The sequence below is a fragment of the Candidatus Merdisoma sp. JLR.KK006 genome (genome assembly GCF_036941035.1).
Lineage (GTDB): Bacteria > Bacillota > Clostridia > Lachnospirales > Lachnospiraceae > Laedolimicola.
The window spans coordinates 1-6,230 of sequence record NZ_JAYMNS010000060.1; the positions used below are offsets into that span (position 1 = coordinate 1).

7 protein-coding genes and 1 pseudogene are annotated in these 6,230 nt (G+C 40.7%); 2 read left to right on the plus strand and 6 right to left on the minus strand.

Annotation, left to right across the window (positions count from 1 at the left end; genetic code table 11):
* Positions 1-22: 22 nt before the first annotated feature.
* From VSQ61_RS22340 to VSQ61_RS22350, 3 genes are all read right to left on the minus strand, one after another.
* Entirely contained in the window at positions 23-1,588 is a 1,566-nt protein-coding gene (locus VSQ61_RS22340; RefSeq protein ID WP_334346523.1) for a glycoside hydrolase domain-containing protein, read from the minus strand.
* Between the two features lie 69 nt (positions 1,589-1,657).
* Positions 1,658-1,816, minus strand: coding sequence for a peptidoglycan-binding domain-containing protein (locus VSQ61_RS22345; protein WP_334346525.1), 159 nt, complete (start codon positions 1,814-1,816; stop codon positions 1,658-1,660).
* Between the two features lie 124 nt (positions 1,817-1,940).
* Positions 1,941-2,453, minus strand: coding sequence for a hypothetical protein (locus VSQ61_RS22350; protein WP_334346526.1), 513 nt, complete (start codon positions 2,451-2,453; stop codon positions 1,941-1,943).
* A 183-nt stretch (positions 2,454-2,636) separates the two neighbouring features.
* Between VSQ61_RS22350 and VSQ61_RS22355 the strand changes: the two genes are divergently transcribed.
* Complete coding sequence (locus VSQ61_RS22355; protein WP_334346527.1) at positions 2,637-3,521, plus strand: hypothetical protein; 885 nt, start codon at positions 2,637-2,639, stop codon at positions 3,519-3,521.
* Positions 3,522-3,539: 18 nt separating this feature from the next.
* On the plus strand, positions 3,540-3,794 hold the full coding sequence (locus tag VSQ61_RS22360; protein ID WP_334346528.1) for a hypothetical protein: 255 nt from the start codon (positions 3,540-3,542) through the stop codon (positions 3,792-3,794).
* A gap of 141 nt (positions 3,795-3,935) precedes the next feature.
* On the opposite strand, the gene VSQ61_RS22365 is transcribed toward VSQ61_RS22360, so the two are convergent.
* The 3 genes and pseudogenes from VSQ61_RS22365 to tnpC all read right to left on the minus strand — a co-directional run.
* A complete protein-coding gene (locus VSQ61_RS22365; protein ID WP_334346529.1) occupies positions 3,936-4,403 on the minus strand; it encodes a hypothetical protein in 468 nt (155 codons plus the stop codon).
* A complete protein-coding gene (locus VSQ61_RS22895) occupies positions 4,360-4,737 on the minus strand; it encodes an RHS repeat-associated core domain-containing protein (RefSeq protein ID WP_350340383.1) in 378 nt (125 codons plus the stop codon). Before VSQ61_RS22895 ends, VSQ61_RS22365 begins: the two co-directional genes overlap by 44 nt.
* 694 nt (positions 4,738-5,431) lie before the next feature.
* A pseudogene (gene tnpC / locus VSQ61_RS22370) lies at positions 5,432-6,208 on the minus strand (IS66 family transposase); the annotation flags it as partial.
* Between the last annotated feature and the right edge of the window lie 22 nt (positions 6,209-6,230).

Here is a 6,230-nt window from a genome sequence, read left to right on the forward strand (position 1 = left end):
AATTTCCGGTACGGACTACTAGTTATTGCGGAGTAAAAACACCTGTATACTCTGCCCAGTACAAAATATTGTACGATAAAGCTATTGCAGCCGCTTCAACGCACCCTGGATTCTTCTTGAAATCGGCCGAGAACATATCTCTAAGCCATTTGTTTCCATCGGAATAGAAATAATCCAAAATCTTCGCACTGATAGCCGCCTGTTCCCAATTTCTAAAGCCCAAAATCTCTTTAAAATATTGATAGCGCTTATCATATTTTGAAGCGTCACCGTAATATACCTGAAGGCATTCGGATAAAGACGGAGTCGTACGAAGCAGTTCACGAATGGCATAGCCATCCAAATCCGCAATGAGATCATAATAATTGAACTGCCGAGCATCTAAAACGGATGCAGCATCCGGTTCCGATTCCCCCACGTTTTCCACAGCCCAGGCGAGGAATCCGTTCTCTTTTCCATTCACATAGATCTCATTCACAACAGATGCAAAGTCGCCGGCCCATGCCGCCCAGTCACCTGGCACGGGCGACATCAAATAACACCTGATTACAATTGCAAGATGAGGAAGCTCGAATAGCCCAAGATGTCCATCCTTGACCAGCTGTGGACGAACGGTTCGCTCCAAGTCATCGCCTTGCCCTTTTTCTACCGTGGTATAAATATACGGCCGGAGCGTTATGACATGCTCATTTTTTGCATGATCTATATTAATATGCCTAATGAAATGATCATCCTTGGGTGCAATGTACTGCCACTTTAAATCATTGTATGCGTACTGGCTCAAATAATCGCAAATTACCCGTCCGCAGATCCTTTTCTCTTCATCCGTTGGTTCCGTAATATTATAAAAATCATAATATCGTTCCTCAAGCCAGGCGATTGCCGGAAGCAAATCCAAAATTCGAATCGTCGGCTTATCCGTTCTAAGTCCGTCTTCACTTGGATTATAAGGAGGCTTGTAACTGCTGACAACCGGAACAGAATCTACGGAGCTGACACCCTCCGCATTTTCAGACGCCATATCATAATCCAAATCAAAAGAAGTACCCGCAATGGGATAACCTGCCACTTCATGATACTGCTCAAATGCCCAGTTTTCCGGCATGCGGTATCCAAGATTGCCGCTGTAGCCCGTAGACATATCGGAAACAAAGCACTTCGTACCGGGATAGGCGTCCTGTATCTTTCGGCAGGTATTTCTTGCACCGTAGACGCCGGCCTTGTAGTAATTGGAATTTTCCAGGACCTCATGGATTCCTTCAAAATAGGGAAGCGCATAAGTAAAAATCTGGTCTTCCGTCATGTCACAGTCAACGGCAAAATATAAAATTGTATCCTGCTTAAATCCAAGAGAAAGTGCCGCATTTACAGCCTTGACTGCGTCCTCTTTCCCGGCCGATTTATTAAAATCCGTGGCTTTATTAAAGCTCTCCTGGTAGATTGGGAAAATTTTGAACCCCGCAATCAAAAGAATTCCCACCTCTTCAGGCGTAAGGGCCTTATCCAATCCTCCCGGTACACGGGTTAAATATCTTCCAATATATCGAAACCCCCGGCTAAATAATTGCACGGCAACATTTACGTCCATGATCCTTGCTTGACAGTCGCAAGCGTTCGGAGTCCGTTCCGTATCACCCTTGCTCTGAAGCAGCGCTCCCTAGGTACGCCGATTGACACTTCCCAGCCTGACCATCGCATCGGAACCCAGGCACATAAATTTCTGAAATGCGGTTACGACGTTTGACAGCTCGGCATTATAAACGCCGTCAAATCCGCCGGCTTCATATCCCTTGCAGTAAAAGGCTCCTCCAACCATTTTCGATTGGAGGGTCCTTTGCCGCTGATAATTTCAGCATATTTGCCACTCCCTGTGGAAGTCTCTAGATACTGACAGTTGAGCCAGTGATAATTTACCCATCCTTACTTTTTTCGGTGCTATATTATGCACCATAAAGACAAAAATTGGATTTGATCATGGAGCCGTTTGCCTCGTAATTCAATGTCACGAATCCATCCTGCTTGGAAACATTAAACCCAGCCTGTTTATATCCTACAATCTTAAAGTTCCTGCGATTTGTAGCTCCACAGGTTGAATCTTTAGAATAGACATAATCTCCTACAGCCAAAACGGTTTTAATTGTTCCATTGTTGTCCAACACTGTCAACGCACTCCTCGTTTTAAAACGATAGCAGGTTCCCAGTGTAGGATCCGTAACCTTTTTACCATACAGGTGCAATGGACCTATACTAGTTCTTCTGTCAATAAAGCCCTGAACATATTTGCCTTCGCTATTCCGGAATCTGATTTCATTCACATTCTGATAGCCGGTTGTAATGCCAAGACAGGTAAATACCTCCCCATTATAGAGCTTTCCAATTTCACTTCCTTCTTCACAACTGGACATCCAGTATACATTCATAATGCTACCTTCATTTACTGCATGATAACCCATAGTATATCTCCTTTCACAATCATCTGTATTTTTCGTTATTTACTTTTGGCTTCTATAGCAAAGTACACGGCAAACGTATTTTCACGCCATTTTCACCGGTAAACCATTGCATGAAATCACCCCCTTTAGTATAATAAAAGAGGTTGATATGCTTAAAATGTAAATACCAAATGGAGACATATTATGAAAAAATACTTATTTTTATCCCTATTTATTATACTAACCGCCTGCGGCAAGCCCTCTGTGGCAGAACAGCAGCCAGACAATTCAAAAACATACAGTATGGAAGAACTGCCTTCCGATAGTGAAATGACTTCCGAACTTATCACCAATGAAACCGAATCCAATGCAATATTTGAAGGTTTGCCTGATAAAGAGGCGGCTGATTATGAATTGCAAAACAAAAATTATTATAATAAAGACCTTATTTATCTGAACGGCTTCTATTACTGCTTACATTCGGATGGTTTATATACTAAAAAAGAAAAGGATACGGAATGGGAGCTTATATATGAAACACCAACTACATTGCAAAAAGGTATCCGGAATTTTGGCAGCTATCTTTATTTCTTAACCCCGGCTTCCATAGAAGACGGGAATGAAATTAACGTTCCCAAAACCCTATGCCGTTTCAATCTTGATACTCTGGAAGTCGAAAATATAATGACATTAGACAAAAAAGTGGTAGATTTTACGATTTATAATGATGCCATTTATTTTATGGTTCAGGGCAATTTAGCGACTGCACATTATGAGGCTTACGGGTTAAACGAACAGGGGATGATTGGAGAACAGCTGACGGAGATTTCTCCGGACTTTATATGCCAGGATGCAAATGAATATCATATACTGGCAGACAATAATGATCCGAATGTCAAAGAACTGAAGGAAGAAGTTCTGCCTACCCCGGACTCCGCCGTTATGCTAAATGGGTATGTTCTCCTCAGCGGTCATCTAAATGAAGCTGAAAATAACTTTTTTTTAAAAAGCTGCAAAGATAACACGGAAGCATTCCTTTTTTCTGCAACCGCCGTATTTCTGGTAACATCGGATGGGATTTATTATTAGCCGGAAGGTGGTTTCTCCTTGGAGTACTATTCTTTTGAAACGGGCAAAAGTACGCCTTTCGTATCATTCGAAGAGTCTATTGATTTATATCCTTTAACATATGATGCCGACTGGCTCTATGTTTACAATATATTTGAGCCGGAAATTTCAAGAATATCGAGAAATACGGGAACGATCGAGTCCCTAAAAGAATATGAGATGCAAGATTTCTGGAATTGCTTTGTTTGTGAAGGATATTTATATGTAGATGGGCAAATCATAAATGCCTCTTAACATTTCTGGTTTTGCTGCTTTGCGTTAAAAATCATTTATAGCTATCTCAAAAATATTTCTTCAGGATTTTCTTTTAGGTATTCCGTTTGCAACGCAACCAGAATACCTTTAAATTGATCCAAGATGATTCATTAAAATATCTTATCCCAACTCGGTGGTATAGACATACTCCACAGTTTCCGTAAATTCATACACCAGCGACATAAGTAATACAGCATAGTCCCTTATTCTTGCGGATTTCACCTCCACAGGCAATGTCCTTGAGATCCCATCACCCGTACCGTATTTCTGAAGTGGATAATATATCTGAGCTTCTATTGCTATCATGTTTTCAATATATGCCTCCCAGCCTTCATAAGCAGCATAGAATTCCTGATAATCATCTTCTGTCAAATATTCTTTTAATATGTTTAAAGAATGACTAATCTCAGCTTTCCAGGCTTCTTGATACTTCAATAATTCTTTTTCCATTACACATAAACGCACGGAAAAATTTTCCATATCAGAATCTTCAAAATTTTCAGAAACTAATTCAATCTCTTTCTGTACAATGCTTCCCGTATGACTATTTGAATCCCAAAAGCCGGGAGCACAGCTCGAAGCTACCATGCATTCTCCGGAGCTTTTTATTAAAGTTCGATCTTGCTATATTCCAAACTCTGTGACTAAGAGTACCCACAGCACCTTCCAGCCCCAATGGATCCCAATAGGTTGTCGGATTCCTGTAGCAGTACTGATACCAGTTCAATCCATCCTTAATCGGGTCCATCGCAAGCCAGGTACGGTTGTTGGCATCGTAGAACCTCGCTTCCGCAAAGTAAATGTCAAGGATCGTGTCATAGATGTGCCCCGTAAAGGTCGCAAATACGTAGTTGCCGTGGTCGTTGTTCAGAAAATAGATCTTTGGGGATTCTGAAATAATACCCGAATTTTTTAGAAGAATATTTAATTTTTGCTTTCAATTTTCAATGTAAAACGCATTTATTTGTCGATACCTTAATAGCTATAAGCAACATATTTTAAATTTTTGAAATATTTTCTAATATAATTTTTATCCCTTCCTTTACTATTTGAGTAATTAGAGCTTGTTCATCTTGACTCCACTCCGGTTCAAAATCATCATTGTCTTTTCTTATCGCTGGTAAATTACAACCATAGAATAATTTGTTATAAAGAGATGCAATATTTTTTCTTTATAATCTCCTAAAAAATTTATGTTTAACGAATTCGTCATATCAGAAACAATATTCCAAAAATCCAATAACAAATGACAATTCAAATTTTGAAAATTTAATAATACTAATTCATTACACACTATCGTTGCATTTCCTGCCAAAATATAGCCAAATCTATCCGCAAATATTCTAGCAGAAAAAGCATCATCAAAAGCTCTTATGCAATTCCCCTTTTCGTTTAACACAAAACCATCTGTATCTGATTCATACCATAACGTAAAATAAGCTCTCTTTTCAAAGACTAATTCTACTATATAGGTAAGCGCTTAATTTTCGACCGTCACACAAAAGGGGGGGGTTATTAACCTATAAGTAATTTTTTACTACATCAAAAATGCCGCAGTTGGGTTTAGCAACTGAAGCATCTTGACAATTCACATACGATTTAACTATTGCGAGCGGTTATTCATTATTGTTTTGGCTGCCGGCCCGTCTCTGGATCTCTGCTTTTAAAGCCTCGTTCCAGGGAGCGAGCTGTTCCAGTTCTTCATCCGTCATCTGATCGTTCGGCTGATGCTCAAACAGGAAGGTAAGATAGTGGTAAATATTTACTTTATTTGCCTTAGCCATTTCTACCATTGTGTAGGCCATGGCGCTTGCCTGGGCTCCGGCCGGCGTATCACAGAACAGCCACCCTTTTCTCCCTACTACAAATGGACGGATAGAATTCTCGCTTAAATTGTTTGAAAAACTGCATCGCCCATCTTCCAGATAGGTCATAAGATGTTCTTTTCGATTCCGGATATAAGTCACTGCTTTGTCCAGACGCAAGTTGCGCACTGGGGTCTGCTTTTCAAGCCACGACAAAAAGCCTTCAATGATCGGCTTTTCATGGGTGAGCCGGGCTTCCTTGATGGCATCGGACGTTTTATATTTCTGACGGATCTTGTCCTCTTTCTCAAAAAGCTGGTTGATATACATGACTCCCTGCACCGAGGGCTGTGTATAATCCAGTTGTTTTCCTTTCGGGATCGCATCGATCAGATATCTGCGGATATGTGCCCAGCAGGCGAGCCGTTTTGCAGCTGATACTTTATTGTAACCACTGTATCCGTCACACATCAGATATCCCTGAAACCCATTCAGGAAATCTACCGCCGTATCACCTGCACGTGTTTCGGAATACTTGTAGATGACGATCGGAGGCTCTCCGTCTTCGCCGCTGCGAAACAGCCACATATTATGTAACTACTCACATAAC